This window comes from Luteipulveratus mongoliensis, assembly GCF_001190945.1.
GTDB classification, from domain to species: Bacteria; Actinomycetota; Actinomycetes; order Actinomycetales; family Dermatophilaceae; genus Luteipulveratus; species Luteipulveratus mongoliensis.
Genome location: NZ_CP011112.1, coordinates 1,953,238 through 1,976,713, shown reverse-complemented (window position 1 = coordinate 1,976,713; position 23,476 = coordinate 1,953,238). Strand labels below are relative to the sequence as shown.

Sequence of the window (23,476 nt, the reverse complement as noted above, 5' to 3'; positions counted from 1 at the left end):
CCTGTACCCACCACCAACTTTCGCCGGTGGGTGAGTAGCCATGGGATGGGATAACCCGCCGATCCCGTGGTCGCAGCTGGAGCGGGCGCTCTCCGACGGCGTACGTCCGGCCAGCTGGTCGGCGTACCCTGCCGACGGTGGCGACGGTCCCGGGTGGTCACGCAAGCGAATGCCGTTCCGCGCCAAGGACACTGGCGATCTCGACGGACCGGCCGTGCCCTACGCCGAGCTGCACGCTCACTCCCACTACAGCTTCCTCGACGGTGCGTCCTCCCCCGAGGACCTGATGACCGAGGCCGTCCGCCAGCGGCTGAGCGGCATCGCGCTGACCGACCACGACGGGCTCTACGGAGTGGTGCGCTTCGCCGAGGCGGCGGAGGCGTACGGCGAGATCGACACCTGCTACGGCGCCGAGCTCTCGCTGGGTCTCACCGGTCCGCAGAACGGCATCGCCGACCCCGAGGGCACCCACCTGGTCGTGATCGCCCGCAGGCAGGAAGGCTACCGTCGGCTGGCGCGTGCGCTGACCGAGGCACATCTGGCCGAAGGCGCCGAAAAGGGCCGCCCTGTCTACGATCTGGGCGCCCTGTCCGATGAGGCGAGCGGCCACTGGACGGTCCTCACCGGCTGCCGCAAAGGTGCCGTACGCCGGGCGCTCGCCTCAGGTGGGCACGATGCAGCGGTCCGTGAGGTCGAGCGCCTCAAAGACCTGTTCGGCCGCGACAACGTGCTGGTCGAGCTGACCGACCACGGGGACCCCTGGGACAGCACGCGCAATGACCAGCTGGCCGAGGTCGCCCAGGTCGCCGGTGTGCCCGTGGTCGCCACCAACGCCGTGCACTACGCAACGCCCGACGGATTCCCGTTGGCCACAGTGGTTTCCGCGGTTCGCGCTCGACGTAGCCTCGAAGAGCTGGACGGCTGGCTGCCGTCGACACCCATGGCACATGTGCGCAGTGGTGCCGAGATGGCACGGCGGTTCGCTCGCTTCCCAGGTGCCGTCGAGCTGACCGTCGACATCGCGAGGGACTGCGGCTTCTCGCTGCGCTCCGCCTCGCCGCGGCTCCCCAAGCTCGAAGTACCTCGCGGTCACACCCCAATGAGCTACCTCCGTGAGCTGGTCGAGAGTCGAGGAGAGCAGCACTACCCACGAGCCGCGGCAGGGTCTGCAGTCGCCTGGGAGCGGATCGAGCAAGAGCTCAAAGTCATCGAGGACAATGACTTCCCCGGCTACTTCCTCATCGTTCACGACATCGCCATGTTCGCGAGGCAGAACGGAATCCTTTACCAGGGAAGGGGATCCGCGGCCGCCTCAGTCGTCTGCTACGTCCTGGACATCACCGTGATCGACGCGATCGCGTACAACCTGCCGTTCGAACGCTTCCTGTCCGAGCTGCGCACCGAGGCGCCAGACATCGATGTCGACTTCAACTCCGGCCGCCGCGAGGAGGTCATCCAGTACGTCTACCGCACCTACGGCCGACGCAATGCCGCCCAGGTCGCCAACGTCGTGACCTATCGCCCCAAGAACGCTGTGCGCGACATGGCCAAGGCGCTCGGTCACAGCCAGGGGCAGCAGGATGCGTACACCAAGCAGGTCGAGCGCTGGGGCGCCGACATCGAGAGCCAGGACCACGAGATCCCCGACCAGGTCATCGGACTCGCCACCCAGGTCCTGGGCTTCCCACGGCACCTCGGCATCCACTCCGGCGGCATGGTGCTCACCGAGCAGCCGGTCGGCGAGGTCTGCCCGATCGAGCACGCCCGGATGGAGGACCGCACCGTCCTGCAGTGGGACAAGGACGACTGCGCGTGGATGGGACTGGTGAAGTTCGACCTGCTCGGCCTCGGCATGCTGGAGGCCCTGCAGCACACCTTCGACATGGTCGCTCGGCACCTGGGCGAGAAGTGGCGCATCGAGGAGATCCCCAAGGCCGAGCCCGGGGTCTACGACATGCTCTGCCGAGCTGACTCGATCGGTGTCTTCCAGGTCGAGAGCCGGGCGCAGATGGGCACTCTCCCCCGGCTGCAACCGCGTTGCTACTACGACCTGGCCATCGAGATCGCACTCATCCGGCCTGGGCCGATCCAGGGCGGCGCGGTGCACCCCTACATTCGGCGTGCGACCGGGAAAGAGGACATCACCTACCCGCACCCGATGCTCGAGCCGGTCCTCGAACGCACCAAGGGCGTCCCGCTCTTCCAGGAGCAGCTGATGCAGATGGCCACCACGGTGGGCAACTGCACACCGGCCGACGCCGACCTCCTGCGTCGAGCGATGGGTTCGAAACGCGGCATCGAGAAGATCGGCGCACTTCGCGACAAGCTGTTCGCCGGAATGGCCTCCAACGGCATCGAGGGACAGCTTGCCGACGAGATCTACAACCGGATCGAGGCCTTCGCCAACTTCGGCTTCGCCGAGTCGCACGCCCTCAGTTTTGCCGTGCTGGTCTACGCCAGCTCGTGGCTCAAGCTCCACTACCCCGCTGCGTTCCTCGCCGCTCTGCTGCGGTCACAGCCGATGGGATTCTACTCGGGTCAGACCTTGGTGGGTGACGCACGGAGGCACGGCGTCGTCGTACGCTCGCCCGACCTCATGCTCTCCAGTGTCCAGGCTGACCTCGAACCACTCACCCCCGAATCCACTGATGCACCAGGCGGACTGGAGTCCTGTCTGCTGGACCATCCCGATGGTGAGGCGGGCAAGTTCGACCCGAGCACGCCCGACGACTCGGCGGCGCATCGACGCGACGACCAGTACGCCGTTCGCCTGGGTCTGGCAGACATCAGTCAGCTGGGCGACGCCGTCGCCAAGCGCATCGTCGCCGCCCGGGAGGACGGCGGAGACTTCCTCGACCTGGCCGACCTGGCACGGCGCGCTGACCTGGATACCGAGCAGCTGGAAGCACTTTCGCTGGCCGGCGCTCTGGATGACCTGGCGGGATCGCGGCGTGGAGCGTTGTGGCAGGCGGGTGAGGCGGCAGCATCCAGGCCCGGTCAGCTGGAGGTGCCGGTCGCCTACCAGCCGCCGCTGCTGCCGCTGATGACGCCGGGCGAGATGCTGGTCCATGACCTGCAGGCCACCGGGATCAGCCCAGCCGACCACCCCATGAATCATTGCCGCACGCAGATGCGCGTGCGTGGTGCGCTGAGCATCAAAGAGGTCATGACCGTGGAGTCGGGCAGGCGGTTCGAAGTGGGTGGCGTGGTGACGCACCGGCAACGGCCGGCGACGGCGGGCGGCGTGACGTTCGTGAACCTTGAGGACGAGACCGGCATCCTCAATGTCATTGTGACCAAAGGGGTTTGGCATCGTTACCGCCGAATCGCGCGCACGTCCTCAGCCATGGTGATCCGCGGCATCGTCGAGCGCTCCCCCGAAGGTGTGGTCAACCTGCTGGCCGACCGCATCGAGCACCTCGCCATCCACGTCCAGACCACGTCCCGCGATTTCCAGTGACGCCCCGGGGAGGGACAGCACCATACTCCGTCGTCGCCCCAGCCAGACGCCCAATAGTCTGACTCGTCCCCCAAGCCGCGTTATCAGATCTAGGCTTAACTGTCGTCGGCTCTCGTATCGCGCCGACCAAACTGGGGAGGTCAGAATGGATCCGCTGACGTTGGGCGTAATCACAGCAGCAGTGGTAGCGAAGATGGCGGAGAAGTCCCTTGATCGCGCTGCCGAAAGCGCCGTGGACGGCGCAGCCGGCCTCGGGGGCAAGATCGTGCACTGGTTGCGCCAAAAGTTGAGCTCGAGCAAGGAACTTGATCTCGTGGCAGAGGCGCCAGACAGCCCCTCTGCCATCGCCCGACTCGCGGACATTATCGACGCCGAGATTGTTGACCAGGACAGCATGGCAGAGTTGCACGAACTCATCGGACGCGTGGAGAAGGAAGCCCCGCAGACCTATCAAAGCGCGATCGGCAATCATATCGTCCAGGCGACGAACTCGACCGTGAATGTAAACTGGGACCGCGAGCAGAATAACTCATAGCCGGTGTGCGCCATGTCTCAGACGTCGAACGACGAGCGCATTCTGTTACACGCTCACGGACATCATATTGTTCAAGCGGTCAACTCCGTGGTGTCGATCGTTGGCGGCGACCAAATCACCCTACTGGACCGACCCCAACGACCCCACTTGCCGCCAACAGCAAGCGTCGCGCGGCTCTTGCGGCCACGATCCACGCCGGTTCCTTTTGTGAATCGATCCGGAGTTATCGATGATCTCCAGAGATGGGCAACCACAAATGACCCGTTCGCCATTCGCATTCTCGGAGGGGCAGGAGGAACCGGAAAAACTCGGTTAGCCACCGAACTGTGTATCACTTTGAACGAGTTGACTCCACCGACGGACGCCACAGCATGGCTCGCCGGCTTCCTGCCATCTGATGTCGCTCCCAGCCAACTTGACGGCTTGGCCGCTTTGCCCGCTCCCCGACTCATCGTTATCGACTACGCCGAGAATCGTCCGGAGCAGTTGCGACGACTACTACCCGCACTTCACGATACCGCCGTCACACATACCCCAGCACGCGTACTCCTACTGGTCCGTCGACCGGCGCCTTTACGACCATCTCTCAGGTCACAGGCTTCGGCGTGGGTCGATGCCGTTCGCGCCGATGACGAAGCGGCAGACATCGTCATAGACACAGCAACGGAGACCGTGCTTGACACCACTCCCCTCACTCCGTCCGAGAAGGCCGCGCTCTTCTCCGAAGCCGTGGCAGCCTTCAGCCTTTGCCAAGAAGGCAGTTCCACAGAAGTACCAGATCCAGATCTCGACGACCGGCTGTATGCTCAGCCCTTGACAGTACTGATGGCAGCATTCTTAAGCGCGCGCGGGACGCGAATACCTTCTACCCGTGAAGCAATGTTCGATGCGATACTTGGACACGAAGAACGGCACTGGCGCGCCACCTGGAAAGGCAACGGCTTTCCGATCGATGATGAATCTCTGGCGGAAGCGGTTGCTTTGGCCACATTGACCAGCACAACCAACGCCGCGGAAGCCCTTAGGCTGCTGTCCTTGCTCCCAGACTCATCCGACCGCCCAGAGCGGGAGCTTCGGAGGATCGACTCGTGACTCTGTCGGATCTACCCGACCGAAGCGGACACACCCCAGCCTCCCCGCTGGGGCCAACTCGAACCGGATACGCTTGGGGAATATCTGGTCTCAATCAAACTTTCTTCTTGCTTCGCTGCTATTGAGGCGGTGCTCGATCCTCAACGCCACTCTTCAATCCTAGAACGGCCGCTTGTCGTGCTTCCACGTGCTCTCGCAGACTCAGAGCAAATGGCTGAGACCGTAGTATCAGTTCTTTCGGGTCGATTGATTCCATTGGTCAAGCATGCAGTTTGTGAATCAACCGACCGGGAACGGTATCGAGCACGTCTAATTTGCGTCCCTGCCGCTCTCGCAAGCCTGACAGATGCCGTCGGAACGCGCCTTCCCCCGAACGACCTGTCGGCGGCAGACAGCTCCGTTCCCGGCAGCAATCACGTTCTTGCCGCCTTGGCACTCTCCCTGGCGCGCGCCGCATCAGACACCTATCGAGCGCTCGCCAAGGAAGCACCAGCCATCTACGCTCACGACCTCGCGGGATCACTAAACAACTACGCCAACCGACTCGCCCAAGCCGGACGCCGGACGGAAGCCGTGGCCCCGGCGGAGGAGGCTGTCAGATCCTTTCGAGTTCTCAGTACCCAGAATCCGGCCGCCTACGCCCCCAACCTTGCGATGGCGTTGAACAACTACTCCAGCCGACTCGCCGAGGTAGGCCGTCGCACCGACGCCCTCGCCCCTGCCAAGGAAGCCGTCACTTCGTACCAGGATCTGGCCAGGATGGATCCGGATGCCTACACCCCCGACCTCGCGGGAGCGTTGAACAACTACGGCAACATCCTCACGGAAGTTGGCCGCCATATAGAAGCCCTGACCTGCGCCCAGGAGGCCCTGACCTCCTACCGAACCCTGGCCGCCGAGGACCCGGCCGCTTACAACACCGACCTCGCGATGTCGTTGAACAACTACGCCAACCGGCTCGCCGGAGTCGGCCGCCACATAGACGCCTTGGCTCCCGCCGAGGACGCCCTCACTTCCTACCGAACCCTGGCCGCCGAGGACCCGGCCGCCTACTCCGTCGATCTCGCGGGAGCGTTGAACAACTACGCCAGCCGGCTCGCCGCGGTAGGGCGTCATACAGAAGCCCTCGCCCCCGCCGAGGAAACCGTCGCCTTGCGCCGCGCGCTTGCCACTGACAACCCCGCCGCCTACACCCCCGACCTCGCAGGATCATTGACCAACTACGCAAACCGACTCGCCGCGGTCGGCCGCCGCACCGACGCCCTGGCCCCTGCCGAGGAGGCCGTCACCTTCTACCGAACGCTGGCCACCGAAAGCCCAGCCGCCTACACACCCGTCCTCGCGATGTCCTTGATCAATCATGCCAACCGGCTCGCCGAAGTTGGCCGCCGCACCGACGCCCTCGCCCCTGCCGAGGAAGCCGTCACCTTCTACCGAACCCTGGCAACCGAGAACCCGGGCGCCTACACGAGCGGCCTGGCGGGTTCATTGACCAACTACTCCAACCAGCTCGCCGAGGTAGGCCGCCGCACCGACGCCCTCGCCCCTGCCGAGGAAGCCGTCACCTTCTACCGAACCTTGGCCACCGAGAACCTCGGCGCCTACACACCCGCCCTCGCGATGTCGTTGACGAACTACTCCAACCGGCTCGCCGAAGAGGGCCGCCGCGCCGAAGCTGTGGCACCGGCCAAGGAAGCCGTCACCTTGCGCCGCGCCCTTGTCATCGAGAACCCGGCCGGCCACACCCCAGACCTCGCGGGAGCGTTAAACAACTACGCCAACCGACTCGCCGAGGAAGGCCGCAGCGCCGAAGCCCTGACGCCCGCAGAAGAGGCCGTCAACTTCTACCGGTCCCTAGCCACCGAGAGCCCCGACACATACACCCCAGACCTCGCGGGAGCGTTGCAGAACTACGCCAACCGACTCGCCGAAGCAGGCCGCCACCCAGCGGCCCTGGCGCCCGCAGAAGAGGCCGTCAACTTCTACCGGTCCCTAGCCACCAAGAACTCCGCCGCCTACAACCTCGATCTGGCGTTGTCATTGCACAACTACGCTAATCGACTCGCTGCGGTAGGCCGTCACCCAGAGGCCCTGACTCGTGCCCACGAGGCCGTCACCTTGCGCCGCGCGCTGGTCACTGAGAATCCGGCCGCATACACCCCCGACCTGGCGGCGTCGTTGCACAACTACGCCGTCCGGCTGACTGAGGTCGGCCGACGCGCCGAGTCCCTGGGCCCGGCCGCGGAAGCCATCCGCCTGCGCCGCAGGCTGGTCGCCCAGAATGCCGCGGCCTACACCCCCGACCTGGCGATGTCATTAGCCAACTACATCATCTTCCTGGTCGAGGTCGGCTGCAAGGCGGAAGCAAAGGAATTGCGAGCTGAGTTGAGCGGTCTACAGATCGCAACTGATGAGTGAGTTTCGACTGCAGCTTCATGCCGGATTTCAGGAGCCTGGCCTCTTGGAGGTCCTTACGTTTACGGCCGGGCTCCCTCGGACGGGTGAGCGCGTCGCGCGCGAGCGGGAGGCGACGGAAGGGCCACCACCGCCATCGTGAGTCACATGAGCACTGAACGCACCGGCGTACGGCTCCCGCCCAGCGCACACACCGACCAGCCCTGGCGTATCCACGAGATCGCGCCGGACTTCATCGTCGAGGACGTCTGGGCTCTGCCGACCCCGGGCGGACCGGACGACTTCCGCTACCTGCTGGAGCTGTGCGCCGCGGCCGACGCGTACGACAACTCCTCGTTCGTCGTACGCACGATGCTCTCCATCCGCTGGAAGCTCGGCGCACTCCTAGGCTGGGACGGCGACGACGACGGGCTCGAACAGCGCGTTCACTCTCTGCGCGAACGCCTCCCCCAGGACCTGCGCGACGGTCCCGCCGGACCGGAGACACCGAACGCGCCCTTCCGCCCCGTCTACCTGACCGAGAACGAGTTCGTCGACGAGCTCGCCAACAAGACCGTGCACGCGCTCGCCCACTACAGCTGGGTCCGTACGCCGGACGGCAGCTACCGCGGTCAGATGGCCGTCCTGACCAAGCCGAACGGCCTCTTCGGGCGGCTCTACATGGCCGGAATCAAGCCGATCCGCCACTTCGTGGTCTACCCGGCGCTCCTGCGCGGCATCGCGTCTGACTGGGAGGCGGTGCGGCGGACGAGCGCCTAGCCTGAGGCGGTGAGCCGCGAGGTCGAGGACACCAATCGCCGGCTGCTGCGCGCTCGCGACCGGATGGACCGCACGTTCGCCGAGCCGCTGCAGGTCGCCGAGCTCGCTCGCGTCGCGCTGATGTCCCAGGCGCACTTCATCCGCGAGTTCAAACGCGTCTTCGGCGAACCTCCCTACCGATACCTGCAGCGCCGCCGCGTCGAGCGGGCGATGTTCCTGCTGCAGCACAAGCACGACTCCGTGACCGACATCTGCATGGCAGTCGGGTTCACCAGCCTCGGTACGTTCAGCCGCACCTTCACCGCCATCGTCGGCGAGACGCCGACCGCCTATCGCGTACGAACGCGCGGCCTCCCCCACGTCGCTCCGACGATGTTCGCAATGCGCTGGAACAGGCCGAGCAGTTTTGGAGAAGCACGCTCCGAGCGACCCGAATAGCGTCTGTCTCATCGAAGTACGGACCAGATTCATCACTCATCAAGGAGCCGAATCATGTTGACTCGCAACAACCTTTCCCAGATCTTCGTCCTCGACCAGGATCAGGCGAAGGACTTCTACGTCGGCGTCCTCGGTCTCGAGGTCGCGGTCGACACCGACTTCGGACCGATGCGCTGGCTCAGTGTCCGGGTCCCCGGGGACACACACGAGATCTTCCTGGAGAAGCCCGGCCCTCCCGGCTGGGACGACGCCACCGCCGAGCAGATCCGCGAGATGGTCACCAAGGGCGCCGGCGGCGGCTGGCTCACCTTCACGACCGACGACGTACACGCGGCGTTCGAGAAGATGCAAGCAGCGGGAGTCGACATCACCCAGGAGCCGATGGAGCAGCCGTACGGCACGGACTTCGGCATCCGCGACCCGTTCGGCAACAACCTCCGCATCGGCCAGCTCAACGCGTGAGGTCGAGTCAGCGGCGGACCTGGTAGCGCACGTGGGTGACTCGGTCACCCTGCACCACGGTCGGGTCCTCGAGGACGACCTCGGCGCCGTCGTACGATCCGAAGAAGCGCTTGCCGGATCCGAAAACCGCTGGTGCGACATCCATTTCGACCTCATCGACCAGTCCGGCCGCGAACGCCTGGCCCGCCACGTCACCCGCGCAGACACACACGATGCCGTCGCCGGCGAGCTCCTTCGCCTTGGCGATGCCATCCTCGACGCTGGTCGCGAAGATGTAGGGCGCATCGGGGAACTCCTCCAGCCACTCGGCGGGCGGCGGGCGGTGACTGACCACGATCACGTGATCACCGGTCGGCGGCCGGCCGCCCCAGCCGTGAGTGATGTCGAACAGGCGCCGTCCGATGATCGTCACCTTGATCTGGTCCCAGAACGGCTTGAGGTAGTCCGCCGAGGCCTGCGACAGGTGGGTGATCATCGTGCCCTCGAAGAGCGGCAGCTCGACGTCGCCGTTGTCGTACCACTCGAACATCGTGCCGATCTGGTCGTTCTCGTCGGCGATGAACCCGTCCACGGAGCACACCGCCTGCATGATCACCGTGCTCATCACGATCACCGTCCTCAACTGATTGGTTGAGTACGACCGTACGCGTCAAGCCACACGTCGTCAACCATTTGGTTGAATAACCTCGCTGGGGTACGACGAAAGCCGCCGGTCTCCCCGAGGGGTGACCGGCGGCGTACGGGGAACAGCTGGGGCTAGCGCCCGCTGTAGTTGGGCGCCTCGACGATGCCCTGCACGTCGTGCGGGTGGGACTCCTTGAGCCCGGCCGTCGTGATGCGGACGAACTGACCGCGCTCCTTCAGCTCGGGCACGGTGCGCGCACCGACGTAGAACATCGACTGGTGCAGACCGCCGACGAGCTGGTGGACGACGGTGCCCAGCGGGCCGCGGTAGGGCACCCGACCCTCGATGCCCTCGGGCACCAGCTCGTCATCGCTGGCGACGTCGGCCTGGAAGTAGCGGTCCTTGGAGAAGGACTTCTTGCCCCGCGAGGCCATGGCACCCATCGAGCCCATGCCGCGGTACGCCTTGAACTGCTTGCCATTGACCAGCACCAGCTCGCCCGGAGACTCCTCGCACCCGGCGAGCAATGAGCCGACCATCACGGTGTCCGCACCAGCGACCAGGGCCTTGGCGATGTCACCGGAGTGCTGCAGACCGCCATCGCCGATGACGGGGACACCGGCCGCCTTGCACGCGAGTGCGGCGTCGTAGATCGCGGTCACCTGAGGCACGCCCACACCGGCGACGACACGAGTCGTACAGATCGAGCCAGGACCCACGCCGACCTTGACCGCGTCCACGCCGGCATCGACCAGCGCCTGCGCACCCGCGCGGGTGGCGACGTTGCCGCCGATCACCTGGACGTGCTTGGTGGCCGGGTCGGACTTGAGCTTGCGGATCATGTCGAGCATGAGACGCGCGTGACCGTTGGCGACATCGGGCACGAGGACATCGACGCCGGCCTCGACCAGCGTGGCCGCACGCTCCCACGCGTCGCCGAAGTAGCCGACCGCGCCGGCCACGAGCAGACGGCCGTCAGCATCCTTGGAGGCCTGGGGGAACTGCTCGGACTTCACGAAGTCCTTGACGGTGATGAGCCCTGCGAGCCGACCGCTGTCATCGACGATCGGCAGCCGCTCCCGCTTGTGCTGGCGCAGCAGCGCCGTCGCGTCCTCGCGACTGATGCCGACCGGAGCCGTCACCAGCGGCATCGGGGTCATGACCTCGCCGACCTTGGTGGTCGCCCACTCGGCAACCGGGGTGAAGCGCAGGTCGCGGTTGGTACAGATGCCGATCAGGTGGTCATCGACATCGACGACGGGAAGCCCCGAGACGCGATAGCGGCCGCAGGTCTCGTCGAGGTCCTCCAGCGTCGCGTCAGCGCCGATGGTCACCGGGTTGGAGATGATGCCCGTCTGGGTGCGCTTGACGAGGTCGACCTGCTCGGCCTGGTCCTCGATCGACAGGTTGCGGTGCAGGACACCGATGCCGCCCTGTCGCGCCATGGCAATCGCCATCCGGGACTCGGTCACGGTGTCCATTGCCGCAGAGATGAGCGGGACGCGGATCGACAGCTCACGCGTGAGGCGTGCGGTGGTGTCCACCTCACTGGGGATGACGTCGGTCTCTCCGGGCAGCAGGAGGACGTCGTCGTAAGTCAGCCCGAGCTGGCCGAAATGCGCTGGGATCGAAGGCTGCTCACTCATGGGCGGCACCGCGGACTGATCGGGCGAGGAGACCATTGCCCAATTGTAGGTGCCACACCAGTGGTCCCCGACAGCGGACGAATCAGTTGGCAGTGCTGGACGTGGACAGGCTGGACGTCGAGCTGCTGGTGGGCAGATTGAGCGGCAGCGTCAGCGTCGGCCACGGGAAGGGCCACCAGCCACTCGAGGTCGACGACGGCAACGTGCTCGTCGGATCCCCAGGGTGCGTGGGCGGCGGCTTGCGCCGTGGGCTGGTCGTGGGGGTCGTGGTCGGCACCGGAGCAGGTCCGGTGCGGGTGCTGGTCGACGTCGGTGTGCCCGTCGGGGTGCCCGACGTGGACGAGCCGTCAGAACTCGACGAGGTGGACGTCCCGTCCGAGGACGTGGCCTCGGACGGCGGCCGCTGACCGGTGCCGGGCCAGTTGCCGGACGGATCCGGCAGCTGTGGCAGAGCGGTCGCGCTGCTGCTCGGCACCGGCGGACCGTAGGTACTGGAGCTGCCGTCCTCCGAGGAGGAGTCGGTTGACCCGGCCTCGTTGGAACCGTCGCTGCTGGTGGAGCTGCCCGAGCCCAGCAGGCTCTGCGCGGGCTGCTGAGTCGTGCCGCCGAAGATGCCGCCAGCCATCGAGCCGAGCTGGTAGAGCACGGGAACCTGGGTGCCGGTGACGGCCGCGGCCATCGAGCTCACCGAAAGTGTGGCGAACGCCAGACCAGCGGCAGCGCCGGTCTGCAGCAGGCGGCGACGCATCCGCTTGGCGCCTGCGGAGCTGGCAGCCGGCGTGCTGTCGATCTCATCGACCCACGACTGCAGGAGGCCCGAGAGGTCAGAACCGTCTGCGGGGCCACCGCGCCCACCAAGGGCGTCCAGGAACTGGTCGTCCTTGCGAATGCGATCGATAGAGGGCGGTGTCATCGCAGCCCCTGATCGTCGTTCTCGATCATGTCGCGCAGCCGGCCGAGCGCGCGGTGCTGAGCAACGCGAACGGCGCCGGCCGTCATGCCCAGGGCCTGCGCGGTCTCCTCCGCGGACATGCCGACGGCGACTCGAAGCGTGATGATCTCGCGGTGCTGCGGCGAGAGCTTGTCCATGAGAGACCAGACGCGGGCGGCCTGATCTGCGCGCAGCGCGGACTCCTCCGGACCGGCCGAGAGGTCGACCGTGTCCGGGACGTCCTCGGTGGGCACCGGACGGCGGATCACGCCACGCTGGACGTCGGCCACCTTGTGCGAAGCGATGCGGTAGACGAAGGCCTCGAAGGGGACGCCACGGTCGGCATAGCGAGGGAGCGCTGTCAGCACGGCCACGCACACCTCCTGTGCCGCATCCTGTGCGGCGTCCGCTGCTCCGGGAAAAGCGCCCAGCCGGGCTCGGGCGTACCGAACCGCGATCTGATGCACTGCCCCCATCAACTGATCGACTGCAGACTGGTCGCCCTCCCGAGCGGCAGCTGCCAGGTCGCGCAGGGGAACCTGCGCAATCTGTCCATCTATCGCCTGGGATTGATAAAGCGTTACGCGCTTGGACACTGACGAGTCTGTGGCGCTGCTCCATGCGTCTCCAGCAGGGGAAATTTCACCCGCGTTCGTACTGCCCGAGCGCACCAGGCCTCCGTCCAACTCGTCGCAACGTCAACTAGCGCAGTCACCGTAGACAGATGCACCCGGCATACGTCAAACGGTGGAGGCCAAACTGCGCGAGCTCCAGGCGCTAAACACTGACCGATCCCGCGGCCGTCGGCAAGAGGGTGTTTTGCAGCCTTTGGCAAAGATTCGGGATGACACGATGCCTCCATGACGTCCGAACCGGTCATCGAGGTCCCTATCCGCGACGAGGCCATCAAGCTCGGACAGCTGCTCAAGCTGTCCGGTCTGGTCGAGGACGGCGCCGAGGCGCGCGAGCTGATCCAGACCGGCCGGGTGAGCGTCGACGGCGAGGTCGAGACGCGCCGGGCCCGGCAAGTACGCCCTGGGTCACGTGTCGAGCTGCCCGGCGCCGTGATGACGGTGGTCCGGTCCGAACCCTGAGCACCGCCGGGGTGCGCTGTCCCGTCAGCCCTCCAGCTCGTACCGGGCTCCCCCGCCACTCTCGAGCTGACGACGTGCCGGTAGGACCTCCGCCTCGAGCTGTGTGGCGAGGTGGCTAATCGTCGAGGACGCCAAGTAGGAGTCAGCGCCGGCCTCGAGCAGGCGCCGCACCGGCCCCGCGTAGCTGACGTTGAGCTCTTCGTCCTCGATCTCCGTGACGACGATCCGAGCCACGGGGAACTGCCGCCTCAGGATGCCCACGGCGTGCGCGCTCGCCGCCGGGATCAGCAGGACATTGACCTCGATGCCGGGCACCACATCCATCATGTCGATCACGGCGACCTCGCCGCCCATCTCGGCCGACAGGCGGCTGCGTGCCTCGGCCGACAGCTTCATCGCCGTGGCCACCACCGTGACTCCGTCGTACGCCGTGCTGGGCGGCACGTCGGCCGGTGCGTCCGGCAGCATGACCGTGCCCTCGAGGACGCTGTCGTAGGGCGTGATCGTCGCGATGGGCTCGCCGGCGCGCGTGATCACCAGGTCGTCGCCCGGCTGTAGGCCGGCGATCAGGTCGAGCACCTGCTCGGACAGCTGCCCCGCGTCGATCTGTCTGCTCACCGCTCCCCCTCGCACCTCGTCGTCGCAGCCATCATCGGCCACCAGTGGGCCCCTGGGGACGAAGAAGGGCCGGCGTCGTCCGAGTCTGCACTCGGACGACGCCGGCCCCTCAGTGAGGCGTACGGCTAGCGGGCCTCAGTGGCCGTGACCGTGACCGGCAGCGGCCGGCTCATCCTCTTCGGGCTTGTCCACGACGAGCGTGTCGGTGGTGAGCACCATCGACGCGATCGAGGCAGCGTTGATCAGCGCGGAACGCGTGACCTTGACCGGGTCGATGACGCCGGCCTTGATCAGGTCGCCGTACTCGCCGGTCGCGGCGTTGAGACCGTTGCCGACCTCCAGCTCCTTGACCTTGGAGACAGCGACGTAGCCCTCGAGGCCGGCGTTCTCGGCGATCCAGCGCAGCGGCTCGGCAACAGCCTTGCCGACCAGTGCGGAGCCGGTCGCCTCGTCACCCTCGAGCGCGAGGTTCTGCAGCGCGGCAGCAGCGTGGATGAGGGCCGAGCCGCCGCCGGCGACGATGCCCTCCTCGATCGCTGCACGGGTCGCCGAGATGGCGTCCTCGATGCGGTGCTTCTTCTCCTTGAGCTCGACCTCGGTGTGGGCGCCGACCTTGATGACGCACACGCCGCCGGCAAGCTTGGCGAGACGCTCCTGGAGCTTCTCGCGGTCCCAGTCGGAGTCGGTCCGCTCGATCTCGGCCTTGAGCTCCTTGACGCGACCGTCGACGTCAGCGGACTCACCGGCGCCGTCGATGATCGTGGTCGTGTCCTTGGTGAGGACGACACGACGAGCCTGACCCAGCACGTCCAGGTCGACCTGGTCGAGCTTGAGACCGACCTCTTCGGCGATGACCTGGCCACCGGTCAGGATCGCGAGGTCCTGCAGCATGGCCTTGCGGCGGTCGCCGAAGCCGGGCGCCTTGACCGCGGCCACGTTGAACGTGCCACGGATCTTGTTGACGACCAGCGTCGACAGGGCCTCGCCCTCGACGTCCTCAGCGATGATCACCAGCGGCTTGCCGGCCTGGACGACCTTCTCCAGCAGCGGCAGGACGTCGGCGATCGAAGAGATCTTGCCCTGGTTGATGAGGATGTAGGCGTCCTCGAGGACGGTCTCCATGCGCTCAGCGTCGGTGATGAAGTACTGCGACAGGTAGCCCTTGTCGAACTGCATGCCCTCGGTGAAGTCGAGCTCGGTCGCCGTCGTCGAGGACTCCTCGACGGTGATGACGCCGTCCTTGCCGACCTTGTCGAACGCGTCGGCGATGAGCCCACCGATGGTCGGGTCCTGCGCGGACAGGGTCGCGACCTGCGCGATCTCGTCCTTGCCCTCGACCTCACGCGCGTTGCTCAGCAGGCGCTCGTTGATGGCCTCGACCGCCTGGTCGATACCGCGCTTGAGCCCGGCCGGACCGGCACCGGCAGCAACGTTGCGCAGGCCCTCCTTGACCAGGGCCTGGGCCAGCACCGTGGCCGTCGTCGTACCGTCACCGGCGACGTCGTTGGTCTTGGTGGCGACCTCCTTGGCGAGCTGCGCGCCAAGGTTCTCGTACGGGTCGTCCAGCTCGACCTCGCGAGCGATGGTGACACCGTCGTTGGTGATCGTGGGGGCGCCCCACTTCTTGTCGATGACGACGTTGCGGCCCTTGGGGCCGAGCGTCACCTTGACCGCGTTGGCGAGGGCGTCGACGCCACGCTCCAACGACTTGCGCGCGGAGTCGTTGAACTCCAGCTGCTTAGCCATGCTGTTCCTTCCGGATGCGATTCAAAGAGCGGGGTACGACGTACGCCCCGCCCCCGGCTGCTGATGGCAGCGGGACCGGGGCGTACGTCGCAGACGAGATGTCGACTCAGGCGAGGACCGCGAGCACGTCGCGGGCCGAGAGGATGAGCAGCTCCTCGCCGGCGTACTTGACCTCAGTGCCGCCGTACTTGCTGTAGATGACCTTGTCGCCGACCGCGACATCGAGCGGGACGCGCTGGCCGTTGTCGTCGATGCGACCCGGACCGATGGCCAGGACCTCGCCCTCCTGGGGCTTCTCCTTGGCAGTGTCCGGGATGACGAGACCGGACGCCGTCGTCTGCTCGGCCTCGACCGACTTGACCACGATGCGGTCCTCGAGCGGCTTGATGTTCACCGACACGGTGTGACCTTCCTTATGCGTGAAAGGCCTGCCCAGACGGGCAGGTGTGGATACGTGACGCCTGGGTCGTGCCGGCTGGTCACGAGCGCCGCCGTCGCGGGGGTCGGTGCTCGTACCGTGGCTGGCACTTGCCCCAGGCGAGTGCCAAGTCCGAATCTAAGTCGCGATTAGCACTCGGTCAACTCGAGTGCCAGAGCGTCTCGCGATCAGGAGGCGCTCCCCGGTCAGGCCGTACGCCGGTCGTGCGCCTCCCGGGCGGCCAGTACGTCGTCCATGTTGTCCTCGGCCCAGTCCTTGAGGTGCTGAACAACCGTGTGCAGCGAGCCTCCGAGGTCGGTCAGGGCGTAGTCGACCGTGACCGGCACGGTGGCCGTGACGGTGCGCGTCACGAGACCGTCGCGCTCGAGGTTGCGCAGCGTCTGGGTCAGCATCTTCTGGCTGACGCCGGCGACCCGGCGCGACAGCTCGGAGTAGCGCATGTCCCGCTCGCTGAGCGCACTGATCACCAGCGTCACCCACTTGTCCGTGAGCCGGTCGAGCAGCTGACGGCTCTTGCACGCGGCCATGAACGCGTCGTACTCGACCTTGGCCTCGGTGCGGCGGCGAGCGGCGGTCTTGGTGGCCATCACATCCCCTTGCGTTGGTTACGCACTCTCAGGTGCCTACTTCCCACGAGAGAGTGCCTGACTCAGAGTAGCCGCCATGTCATCCATTCACGAAGGAGCAGTCATGCGCGCAGCCGTCGTCCGTACTCCCGGCCCCGACGCCTCGGTCGAGGTGATCGAGGTCGCCACTCCCGAACCCGCACCGCACGAGATCCGCATCGCGGTCGAAGGGGCGACGGTCAACCCCGTCGACCTGATGGTGGTCTCGGGCTTCTTCCACAGCATCGGCTGGATCGACCAGCCGGAGCACACCGGCCTGGGCTGGGACATCGCCGGCCGGATCACCGCTGTCGGTGCCGACGCGGCCCGCGAGCACCCGGAACTGGCGGTCGGGACGCGCGTCGCCGCACTGCACGAGGGCCTCGACCACGCTACGGGGCCGTACGCCGACCAGGTCCTGGTCCCCGCGGAGGCCGCGGTCGTCGTACCCGAAGAGCTGGATCTCGTCGCGGCCGCAACGGTTCCGATGAACTCACTCACCGCGGACCAGGCGCTGGACCTGCTGGGCGAGGCCGATGGCCGCACCCTGCTCGTCACGGGCGCCGCGGGCGCCGTGGGCGAGTACGCCGTCCGTCTCGCCGTCTTGGCCGGCTGGGAGGTCGTCGGGCTGGCACGGGAGTCCGACCGCGACGCGGTGGCAGACGCCGGCGCCCGACCGATCGCCTCCGTGGACGAGGTGTCGTCGGTCGATGCGGCCTTCGATGCCGCTGCACTCGTCGACCCGGTCCTCGCCGTGGTGCGGGACGGCGGTCACTACGTCGGCGTGGTGCCTGCGAACGTCCCCGCCTCCGTACGCGGGATCACGACCGCGGCGGTCAAGGTGCACGCGGATCGTGCGCGGCAGCAGCGGCTGCTCGACCTCACTGTGGCGGGCACGCTGCCGACCCGTGTGCACGCGACCGTGCCGCTGGCCGATGTCGCGGTCGCGCTGGACAAGGTTGCGGCGGGCGGCGTCAGGGGCCGCTACGTGCTCGTGCCGTGAGCGCGGTCGGCCGCCTCAAGGTGCGAGCGTCATCGCCCGGTCGAGGATGATCGACGCATCGCTCTGGGGCGGCCGTGCGCCGTTCACGTCGTCGAGCTCGGCCCGCGCCCGCTGCATGATCCGCAGCGTGCCCGTGCCGTTCACGGGCACGTCGAAAACCACCGAGCCGGTGCCACGCGTGGCGTCGAACGCCGCGTCCTTGAGCTCGGGCGTGGGTCGCGGCGCTCGACCGTCGAGAGTGAACGTCGTGCTCACCGGCTCCAGGTCGTAGTCAGCGGCCGGGCCGGAGCCGGCCGCGGCACGCCACTCCCCATCGCTCGGCAACGACACGGATGCGTTGATGACCGCCCACTCACGGCCGGGCTTCGCCCAACCCAGGCCCGAGACGTACGGCAGTCGCAGCGGTGTCGCGACCCCGCACTTCGCGTCCACCGACAGCACACCGCCGAGGCCACTGATCCGGGGCGCCGGGCAGGTCCGGAAGTGGGCGCCTTGACGATCCAGGGAGTACAGCGGCGCAGCCCGACCCGACTCACGTCGACCGGTGGCGATGTCCACGCGCTGCGTGACACCGTCGTACTCGATCTCGATGACCGGCTGCTTGGGCTCGCCGTCGACGGCGATCCACGCCTTCCCCTCACCGTGGATGGTCTCCTTGCGCCGACCGACGATGTCGCCGCCGCTCGCTCCCGGCACGGGGTAGCGATGACCGCCGACGACGAGGTGCACGTGCGGCTGCACAGGCGCCATCCCCAGCGGCACGGTGGCCCAGGTCGGGAAGCCGCCCATGTAGCCCGTCTCCCAGCTCACACCGACGAAGCTGCCGCCCCACGGCGCACGCGGAGCATCGACAGACGCTCCCTCAGGCACGGACTCGACCGGCTCACTGACCGTGACGTCGACCTGTCCGAGAGGCAGCAGCACCGGCCGGGAGCGGCCCGAGACGTCTGTGAGACCGCCGCGGATCACCTGACCGGCCTCGGCACGATCCTTCAGGACCGACCACGCGCCCAGTGCGGCGACTGCCGCAAGCACGACGACGGCCAGCCCAGCCAGCAGCGCGACTCGCGTGCGACGTACGGATGGCTCAGGGGAGGACGACATGGGATCGGACTGTAGGGCTACTCGACGTCCGTGTAGGTCCCGGAGGACCCGACATCGATCAGGTAGGTCTTCGGCGCCGACTTCCACTCGCTGCGCTCGGCGTCCAGCGTCATGGGCAGGCGGTAGCGGGTGCGGATCGCGACGGGCTTCCCGGCCGGCACGAGGAAGGCCCGGTCAGCGAGTCGTACGCGATCGCCGGACACGACATCGCGGCCGACCTGACGCGCAGGCGCCGCGGAGCCGACGGAGACCGTGAACGATGCAGGCCCGGACGGCAGGTACTCCGCACCTTGATGATTCTTGTACTGCCTGGCCCGGTCCTCCTTGCGGGACGCCGAGCTGCTGTGGACCAGGAGCCACTCCTGACCGGCCGGAGCCGCGCCGAGTCCGGGCACATAGAGGCCGCGGTGGAAGCGGACGGTGCACGAGACCCACAAGAACGTGTCCGGTGGCGCCGCGTCGCAACCACGATTCGCGTCGAGGGAGGGCCGCTTGATGGCGGACGCCGTGCTCGGCTCGCTGCGCACGGTCGACGTGACGGTGCGGCCGGCGTACGTCGCCTCGATCCGTACGTCCGAGCCGTCGCCCTTGGCGACCACCACGGCGGAGGACCCTTGGTCGGCGGCCGTCAGACCGGTGACGAGCGGATAACGCTGGCCTCCGGCGACAAGGGCGAGCGCGGAACCCGGGTCGCGCCGCTGAGCCACCGTCGCCAGCGGCCAGACAGGCGGGGTCCCGCTGTAGGTCGTCGGCGACCAGGACACCTTGACGAAGGTCGCACCGTCCGGCGCGGTGAGCCGGTCATCGGAGGGGCCGATCGTGCGGCCGACGCCGACCTGGAGGCTCAGAGCGGTCAGCGGAAGCGACACCGACATCATCCGATCCTCGGACTGGTCGTTGAAGAACGTGGCGTTGTCCAGCCGGTCGCCGATGTGGACGTCGTCCCTGGTGAGGCGCCAGGTCGCCACACCGACCACGAGGACGAGGAGTACGACGGCGGCCGTCCACAGCTGCCATCGTCGGCCGGCACCCCCGGCGCCCGTTGCCGCATCCGAGGTGCTCATCAGGAAGCCTTTCGTGGGTCAACGACGCCGGGGTAGGCCAGTACGGAGGTCCGGTGCAGGGTGGCGGTCTTAGGCGCCTCGGTCTCGGCGCCGTGGCGGTCATCGCGCGTCAGGGGTGCGTCGACGACCGTGCTGAGGGTGACCGGGGCGCCACTGACGACCGAGAAGGTCAGGTCGCTGATCACGCGATCGGTCGAGGGGTCCTGCTGGTTGCGGGACGGCGTCACCGTGCGGCTCGGGCGGGTGCCGTTGGCCGTGACCGTGGTGGTGACGCGGGTGGCGTTGTAGTCCGCCGTTGCGGTCTCACTGCTCCACTCGGCGGCGGAGCCCAGGAGGCTGTAGTAGCCCGACCCCTGCACCACGAACCACTCTCGCCCGGCAGCGGCCCAGCCGAGCCCTTCGACGTAGGGCCTCCGGCTGGTCTGGCCGACGACCGGCCGGAGCTCCCACCGAAAACCGTTGCCGCGGACGTATCGGTCGTTGTCCGGTCCGACGTCCACGGGCTGCAGCGCCAGGTCACTGCGGGGACGGTAGAGGGTCGCGAAGTCGCCGAGCTCACGCTTGCCGGTCAGGACCCGCACGCTCTGCTGTCGGCCGGCGAACCCTGCGACGATCTCGAGATCCGCCAGGTCGCCGGGCACCGCGACCAGCCGCTCCTTGCTCGTCTCGCCGGAGGAGGTGTCGTCGGACTGCTCGATCGAGCCCTCCAGCAGGATCGTGCGACCGCCGGAACGAAGGCTGAGGCTGCTCGGGCGCTGCGTGACCCCGATCGTCCGGTCACTCTGGCGGCTCTGAGGCGACCAGCTGACCTCGACCAGCCGGCCACCGCGAGGAGCCCGCACCCGCGTCCGATCCGACCAGTCGTCGTACTTCGTGGCTTCCTCGCCGACCTCGACGGTGACGCTCAGGCCGCCGTCAGGCAGCTCGAACGTCGAGCTCGAGCGGAAGTCAGAAGACAGGGAGTACTCGCCAGTGCGGCTCTCGCCGGCCTTGAGACGATCACGTACCTGCACGTGCACGATCCACGCGCCGATGAGTGCCAGCAGGACGAGCAGCGCAGCGGCGGTGCGCACGTGTCGGCTGCGGAACCACGAAGACCACATGGTGACAAGACGCCAGGCGCGCGACGACGGTTCCTCGCGGAGGACGTACGCCTGGGCTCAGCCGAGCGGCAACGTCGCCTGCGGCGGGGCGTGAGCCGGGTCGACCCCGTCGAACAGGCTGCTGACGGACTCGCCCCCGTGGATGCGGGCGATCGCCTGGGCGAACAGGTCAGCGATCGACCGCACCTTGAGCTCGGGCCAGTCGGGCGCCGGCACGGTGTCCGTGGTGACGACCTCGCTGATCATCGGGTGACTGCTCAGTCGCTCCACGGCCCGACCGGAGAACAGTCCGTGCGTGCACGCGACCGCGGCATCGGTGCAGCCGAACTCCTTGAGACGGTCCATCAGCTCGATCACCGAACCGCCGGTGGCGATCTCGTCGTCGAGCACGATGGCCCGGCGGCCGGACACGTCACCCACGATCGCGTCGATGACGACCTTGTCGTCGGCCTTGCGCTGCTTGCTGCCGGCCGCGACGGGCAGGCCGAGGAGCCGCGCGAACTGCGTGGCGGTCTTGGCGTTGCCGAGGTCGGGTGAGACCACGACCGTGTCGGTGAGGTCGCGGCCGCGGAAGTGGTCGGCCAGCACGCCGATCGCCGTCAGGTGGTCGACCGGGACCGAGAAGAACCCGTGCACCTGAGGCGCGTGCAGCGCCATCGTCAGCACCCGGCTGACGCCCGCCGTGGCCAGCATGTCCGCGACCAGACGCCCGCCGAGCGAGATGCGGGAGGAGTCCTTCTTGTCCGAGCGGGCGTACGCGTAGTGCGGGATGACGGCAGTGATCTGGGCCGCCGACGCACCGCGGGCAGCGTCGATCATGAGGAGCAGCTCCATGAGGTGCTCCTGGGTGGGCGGCACCAGGGGCTGGACGATGTAGACGTCGCGCTGGCGACAGTTGGCCAGCAGCTGAGCCTGCAGGCAGTCATTGCTGAAACGCTTGATGTCGACGGCCGACAGACCCACGCCGAGAGCGGAGCAGATGCTGCTCGCAAGGGCGTGATGGGCGGACCCGGAAAAGACCACGATGTCGCGCATGGAGGAGCTCCTTGACGTGGCGAGGCCGATGGTCGCGAGAGTAGCCGTCACCGCTGTGGCAGCGCGCGGTGCGGTCCGTACGCCGGACTATCAACGTGCATCCGTCGTCGGTCCGCGATATGCGCTGCGGTGAGACCCCGCTGTGCGGCGGGGCTGCAGAAGCAACTCGATCGAAGGCACCGATTCGGTCGCGCAAGCGAATTGCTTTGCTACACAATGAGATTCAAACGGTCGATCACCTGAGACCTACTATCTGGACATGAGCGACGAAGAAATGTCTCCGATCACCGTTCTGGCCGAGCTCAACCGGATCGTGACGCCTCACGGCATCCAGGAGACCCACGTCGTGGAGGCTGGCGGACTACCTCACGTGGTCTCGATGCGCGGTCGCGACCGGCGCAACCCCGTGCTGCTGATGGTCCACGGCGGCCCTGCGACGCCGCTGGCGCCGACGGGGTGGATGTGGCAGCGGCCGGTCGAGGAGTATTTCACCGTCGTCCACTACGACCAGCGTGCCGCTGGTCGCACGCACGCACTGACGGACGCCGGCGTCGTACGCCCCACGCTGCGGCTAGGGCAGTACGTCGACGACGCGGTAGAGATCGCACGCTGGTTGTGCCAAGAGATGGGCGTGCCGAAGGTCGCGGTCTGCGGGCACAGCTGGGGTTCAGCGGTGGCAACGCTCGCCGTTGTTCAGGCGCCCGACCTGTTCAGCGTTTACGTCGGCGTGGGTCAGGTGGTCTCGTTCGAGGAGGCGGAGCCGGTGAGCTGGGAGCTCACCCGCGCGGCGGCCGAGCAACAAGGGCTCGAAGACGGCGTGGCAGCCCTCGACGCCTTGCACCCCTACCCGGACGCCGCGGCCGACCTGCTCCCGCAGATCATCGTTGAGCGCGAGTGGGTCGGCCGCAGCGGTGGGTTCGCCGCAGGCCGGTCGGACTGCGACTACTTCATGTCGGGTGTTTCGCCTGATTACACGACCGCCGACCTGGAGGCGTTGTCAGCCGGCAATGAGCTGACCTCGGCCGCTCTGGTGCCGCACTTCCTGGGCCTCGACCTGCGACAGGTCGCCACGTTTCCTGTGCCGATGGTGCAGGTGCTCGGAAGGCACGACGCGATGACGCCAACGGCGCCCGTCGAGGCGTGGCTCGAGCGGCTCAACGTGCCGAGTCTGGCCGTGGAATGGTTCGAGGACTCTGCGCACATGGCGATGTACGAAGAGCCTGGCCACTTCTTGGTGACGCTGCTAGAGCACGTTCGCCCAGCCGCTCTCGGTCAGGCGTGAGCCAAGCGTCAGCCCCCGGG

At 67.3% G+C, this 23,476-nt stretch carries 23 protein-coding genes; 11 read left to right on the top strand and 12 right to left on the bottom strand.

From position 1 onward, the window contains the following. The first annotated feature begins 40 nt into the window (after positions 1-40). From VV02_RS09450 to VV02_RS09425, 7 genes are all read left to right on the top strand, one after another. Positions 41-3,460 carry an error-prone DNA polymerase gene (locus tag VV02_RS09450; RefSeq protein ID WP_052591184.1) on the top strand — a complete coding sequence of 1,140 codons (3,420 nt, stop codon included), beginning with the start codon at positions 41-43 and terminating at the stop codon, positions 3,458-3,460. A 145-nt stretch (positions 3,461-3,605) separates the two neighbouring features. After that, on the top strand, positions 3,606-3,995 hold the full coding sequence (locus VV02_RS09445; RefSeq protein WP_052591183.1) for a hypothetical protein: 390 nt from the start codon (positions 3,606-3,608) through the stop codon (positions 3,993-3,995). Between the two features lie 12 nt (positions 3,996-4,007). Continuing rightward, complete coding sequence (locus tag VV02_RS26380; protein WP_157063345.1) at positions 4,008-5,087, top strand: hypothetical protein; 1,080 nt, start codon at positions 4,008-4,010, stop codon at positions 5,085-5,087. A 210-nt stretch (positions 5,088-5,297) separates the two neighbouring features. Then, positions 5,298-7,505, top strand: coding sequence for a tetratricopeptide repeat protein (locus VV02_RS09440; RefSeq protein ID WP_083450042.1), 2,208 nt, complete (start codon positions 5,298-5,300; stop codon positions 7,503-7,505). Positions 7,506-7,649: 144 nt separating this feature from the next. Beyond that, positions 7,650-8,261 (top strand): DUF2867 domain-containing protein, encoded by a 612-nt coding sequence (locus VV02_RS09435; protein WP_052591179.1) that lies wholly within the window; start codon positions 7,650-7,652, stop codon positions 8,259-8,261. A gap of 9 nt (positions 8,262-8,270) precedes the next feature. Further along, positions 8,271-8,699 carry a helix-turn-helix domain-containing protein gene (locus VV02_RS09430; protein WP_052591178.1) on the top strand — a complete coding sequence of 143 codons (429 nt, stop codon included), beginning with the start codon at positions 8,271-8,273 and terminating at the stop codon, positions 8,697-8,699. Between the two features lie 54 nt (positions 8,700-8,753). Continuing rightward, a complete protein-coding gene (locus VV02_RS09425) occupies positions 8,754-9,161 on the top strand; it encodes a VOC family protein (RefSeq protein ID WP_052591176.1) in 408 nt (135 codons plus the stop codon). A gap of 7 nt (positions 9,162-9,168) precedes the next feature. On the opposite strand, the gene VV02_RS09420 is transcribed toward VV02_RS09425, so the two are convergent. The 4 genes from VV02_RS09420 to shbA all read right to left on the bottom strand — a co-directional run bounded on the left by VV02_RS09420 (position 9,169) and on the right by shbA (position 12,959). After that, positions 9,169-9,765 carry a dihydrofolate reductase family protein gene (locus VV02_RS09420; protein WP_052596774.1) on the bottom strand — a complete coding sequence of 199 codons (597 nt, stop codon included), beginning with the start codon at positions 9,763-9,765 and terminating at the stop codon, positions 9,169-9,171. Between the two features lie 152 nt (positions 9,766-9,917). After that, a complete protein-coding gene (guaB, locus tag VV02_RS09415) occupies positions 9,918-11,432 on the bottom strand; it encodes an IMP dehydrogenase (protein ID WP_052596772.1) in 1,515 nt (504 codons plus the stop codon). Positions 11,433-11,514: 82 nt separating this feature from the next. Further along, on the bottom strand, positions 11,515-12,345 hold the full coding sequence (locus tag VV02_RS09410; RefSeq protein ID WP_052591174.1) for a hypothetical protein: 831 nt from the start codon (positions 12,343-12,345) through the stop codon (positions 11,515-11,517). Beyond that, entirely contained in the window at positions 12,342-12,959 is a 618-nt protein-coding gene (shbA, locus tag VV02_RS09405; RefSeq protein WP_169787670.1) for an RNA polymerase sigma factor ShbA, read from the bottom strand. The genes VV02_RS09410 and shbA overlap by 4 nt, the downstream gene beginning before the upstream one ends. A 264-nt stretch (positions 12,960-13,223) precedes the next feature. On the opposite strand from shbA, the gene VV02_RS09400 reads away from it, so the two are divergent. Continuing rightward, a complete protein-coding gene (locus VV02_RS09400) occupies positions 13,224-13,457 on the top strand; it encodes an RNA-binding S4 domain-containing protein (protein ID WP_052591172.1) in 234 nt (77 codons plus the stop codon). 24 nt (positions 13,458-13,481) lie between these two features. On the opposite strand, the gene VV02_RS09395 is transcribed toward VV02_RS09400, so the two are convergent. The 4 genes from VV02_RS09395 to VV02_RS09380 all read right to left on the bottom strand — a co-directional run bounded on the left by VV02_RS09395 (position 13,482) and on the right by VV02_RS09380 (position 16,847). After that, positions 13,482-14,075 carry a type II toxin-antitoxin system Phd/YefM family antitoxin gene (locus VV02_RS09395; RefSeq protein ID WP_052596769.1) on the bottom strand — a complete coding sequence of 198 codons (594 nt, stop codon included), beginning with the start codon at positions 14,073-14,075 and terminating at the stop codon, positions 13,482-13,484. Between the two features lie 135 nt (positions 14,076-14,210). Next, a complete protein-coding gene (gene groL, locus VV02_RS09390) occupies positions 14,211-15,821 on the bottom strand; it encodes a chaperonin GroEL (protein ID WP_052591171.1) in 1,611 nt (536 codons plus the stop codon). A 106-nt stretch (positions 15,822-15,927) separates the two neighbouring features. Beyond that, the gene (gene groES / locus VV02_RS09385) at positions 15,928-16,221 is read right to left on the bottom strand and encodes a co-chaperone GroES (RefSeq protein ID WP_052591169.1); all 294 of its coding nucleotides are present in this window, start codon (positions 16,219-16,221) and stop codon (positions 15,928-15,930) included. A 224-nt stretch (positions 16,222-16,445) separates the two neighbouring features. Continuing rightward, complete coding sequence (locus tag VV02_RS09380; protein WP_052591167.1) at positions 16,446-16,847, bottom strand: winged helix-turn-helix transcriptional regulator; 402 nt, start codon at positions 16,845-16,847, stop codon at positions 16,446-16,448. A gap of 103 nt (positions 16,848-16,950) precedes the next feature. Here VV02_RS09380 and VV02_RS09375 point away from each other — a divergent pair, with 103 nt between their 5' ends. Then, entirely contained in the window at positions 16,951-17,868 is a 918-nt protein-coding gene (locus VV02_RS09375; RefSeq protein WP_052591166.1) for an NADP-dependent oxidoreductase, read from the top strand. Between the two features lie 15 nt (positions 17,869-17,883). Here VV02_RS09375 and VV02_RS09370 read toward each other — a convergent pair whose 3' ends face one another. The 4 genes from VV02_RS09370 to VV02_RS09355 all read right to left on the bottom strand — a co-directional run bounded on the left by VV02_RS09370 (position 17,884) and on the right by VV02_RS09355 (position 22,174). Beyond that, entirely contained in the window at positions 17,884-18,972 is a 1,089-nt protein-coding gene (locus tag VV02_RS09370; protein WP_052591164.1) for a hypothetical protein, read from the bottom strand. A 17-nt stretch (positions 18,973-18,989) separates the two neighbouring features. Beyond that, positions 18,990-20,036: a hypothetical protein gene (locus VV02_RS09365; protein WP_052591162.1), complete on the bottom strand. Its 1,047-nt coding sequence runs from the start codon at positions 20,034-20,036 to the stop codon at positions 18,990-18,992. Beyond that, a complete protein-coding gene (locus VV02_RS09360; protein WP_157063344.1) occupies positions 20,036-21,109 on the bottom strand; it encodes a hypothetical protein in 1,074 nt (357 codons plus the stop codon). Before VV02_RS09360 ends, VV02_RS09365 begins: the two co-directional genes overlap by 1 nt. Positions 21,110-21,196: 87 nt before the next feature. Then, complete coding sequence (locus VV02_RS09355) at positions 21,197-22,174, bottom strand: ribose-phosphate diphosphokinase (protein ID WP_052591158.1); 978 nt, start codon at positions 22,172-22,174, stop codon at positions 21,197-21,199. On the opposite strand from VV02_RS09355, the gene VV02_RS27325 reads away from it, so the two are divergent. After that, entirely contained in the window at positions 22,173-22,307 is a 135-nt protein-coding gene (locus VV02_RS27325; RefSeq protein ID WP_281177295.1) for a hypothetical protein, read from the top strand. The two genes, VV02_RS09355 and VV02_RS27325, sit on opposite strands and share 2 nt — an antisense overlap. 126 nt (positions 22,308-22,433) lie before the next feature. Further along, on the top strand, positions 22,434-23,456 hold the full coding sequence (locus VV02_RS09350; RefSeq protein WP_083450041.1) for an alpha/beta fold hydrolase: 1,023 nt from the start codon (positions 22,434-22,436) through the stop codon (positions 23,454-23,456). Positions 23,457-23,476 lie beyond the last annotated feature (20 nt).

Excerpts from the sequence above, each read along its gene's own strand:
- VV02_RS09450 (WP_052591184.1), top strand. The coding sequence starts at position 41 with ATGGGATGGGATAACCCGCCGATCCCGTGGTCGCAGCTGGAGCGGGCG.
- VV02_RS09445 (WP_052591183.1), top strand. The coding sequence starts at position 3,606 with ATGGATCCGCTGACGTTGGGCGTAATCACAGCAGCAGTGGTAGCGAAG.
- VV02_RS26380 (WP_157063345.1), top strand. The coding sequence starts at position 4,008 with ATGTCTCAGACGTCGAACGACGAGCGCATTCTGTTACACGCTCACGGA.
- VV02_RS09440 (WP_083450042.1), top strand. The coding sequence starts at position 5,298 with ATGGCTGAGACCGTAGTATCAGTTCTTTCGGGTCGATTGATTCCATTG.
- VV02_RS09435 (WP_052591179.1), top strand. The coding sequence starts at position 7,650 with ATGAGCACTGAACGCACCGGCGTACGGCTCCCGCCCAGCGCACACACC.
- VV02_RS09425 (WP_052591176.1), top strand. The coding sequence starts at position 8,754 with ATGTTGACTCGCAACAACCTTTCCCAGATCTTCGTCCTCGACCAGGAT.
- VV02_RS09420 (WP_052596774.1), bottom strand. The coding sequence starts at position 9,765 with ATGAGCACGGTGATCATGCAGGCGGTGTGCTCCGTGGACGGGTTCATC.
- guaB (WP_052596772.1), bottom strand. The coding sequence starts at position 11,432 with ATGAGTGAGCAGCCTTCGATCCCAGCGCATTTCGGCCAGCTCGGGCTG.
- VV02_RS09410 (WP_052591174.1), bottom strand. The coding sequence starts at position 12,345 with ATGACACCGCCCTCTATCGATCGCATTCGCAAGGACGACCAGTTCCTG.
- VV02_RS09400 (WP_052591172.1), top strand. The coding sequence starts at position 13,224 with ATGACGTCCGAACCGGTCATCGAGGTCCCTATCCGCGACGAGGCCATC.
- groL (WP_052591171.1), bottom strand. The coding sequence starts at position 15,821 with ATGGCTAAGCAGCTGGAGTTCAACGACTCCGCGCGCAAGTCGTTGGAG.
- VV02_RS09380 (WP_052591167.1), bottom strand. The coding sequence starts at position 16,847 with ATGGCCACCAAGACCGCCGCTCGCCGCCGCACCGAGGCCAAGGTCGAG.
- VV02_RS09375 (WP_052591166.1), top strand. The coding sequence starts at position 16,951 with ATGCGCGCAGCCGTCGTCCGTACTCCCGGCCCCGACGCCTCGGTCGAG.
- VV02_RS09370 (WP_052591164.1), bottom strand. The coding sequence starts at position 18,972 with ATGTCGTCCTCCCCTGAGCCATCCGTACGTCGCACGCGAGTCGCGCTG.
- VV02_RS09365 (WP_052591162.1), bottom strand. The coding sequence starts at position 20,036 with ATGAGCACCTCGGATGCGGCAACGGGCGCCGGGGGTGCCGGCCGACGA.
- VV02_RS27325 (WP_281177295.1), top strand. The coding sequence starts at position 22,173 with ATGGAGGAGCTCCTTGACGTGGCGAGGCCGATGGTCGCGAGAGTAGCC.
- VV02_RS09355 (WP_052591158.1), bottom strand. The coding sequence starts at position 22,174 with ATGCGCGACATCGTGGTCTTTTCCGGGTCCGCCCATCACGCCCTTGCG.
- VV02_RS09350 (WP_083450041.1), top strand. The coding sequence starts at position 22,434 with ATGAGCGACGAAGAAATGTCTCCGATCACCGTTCTGGCCGAGCTCAAC.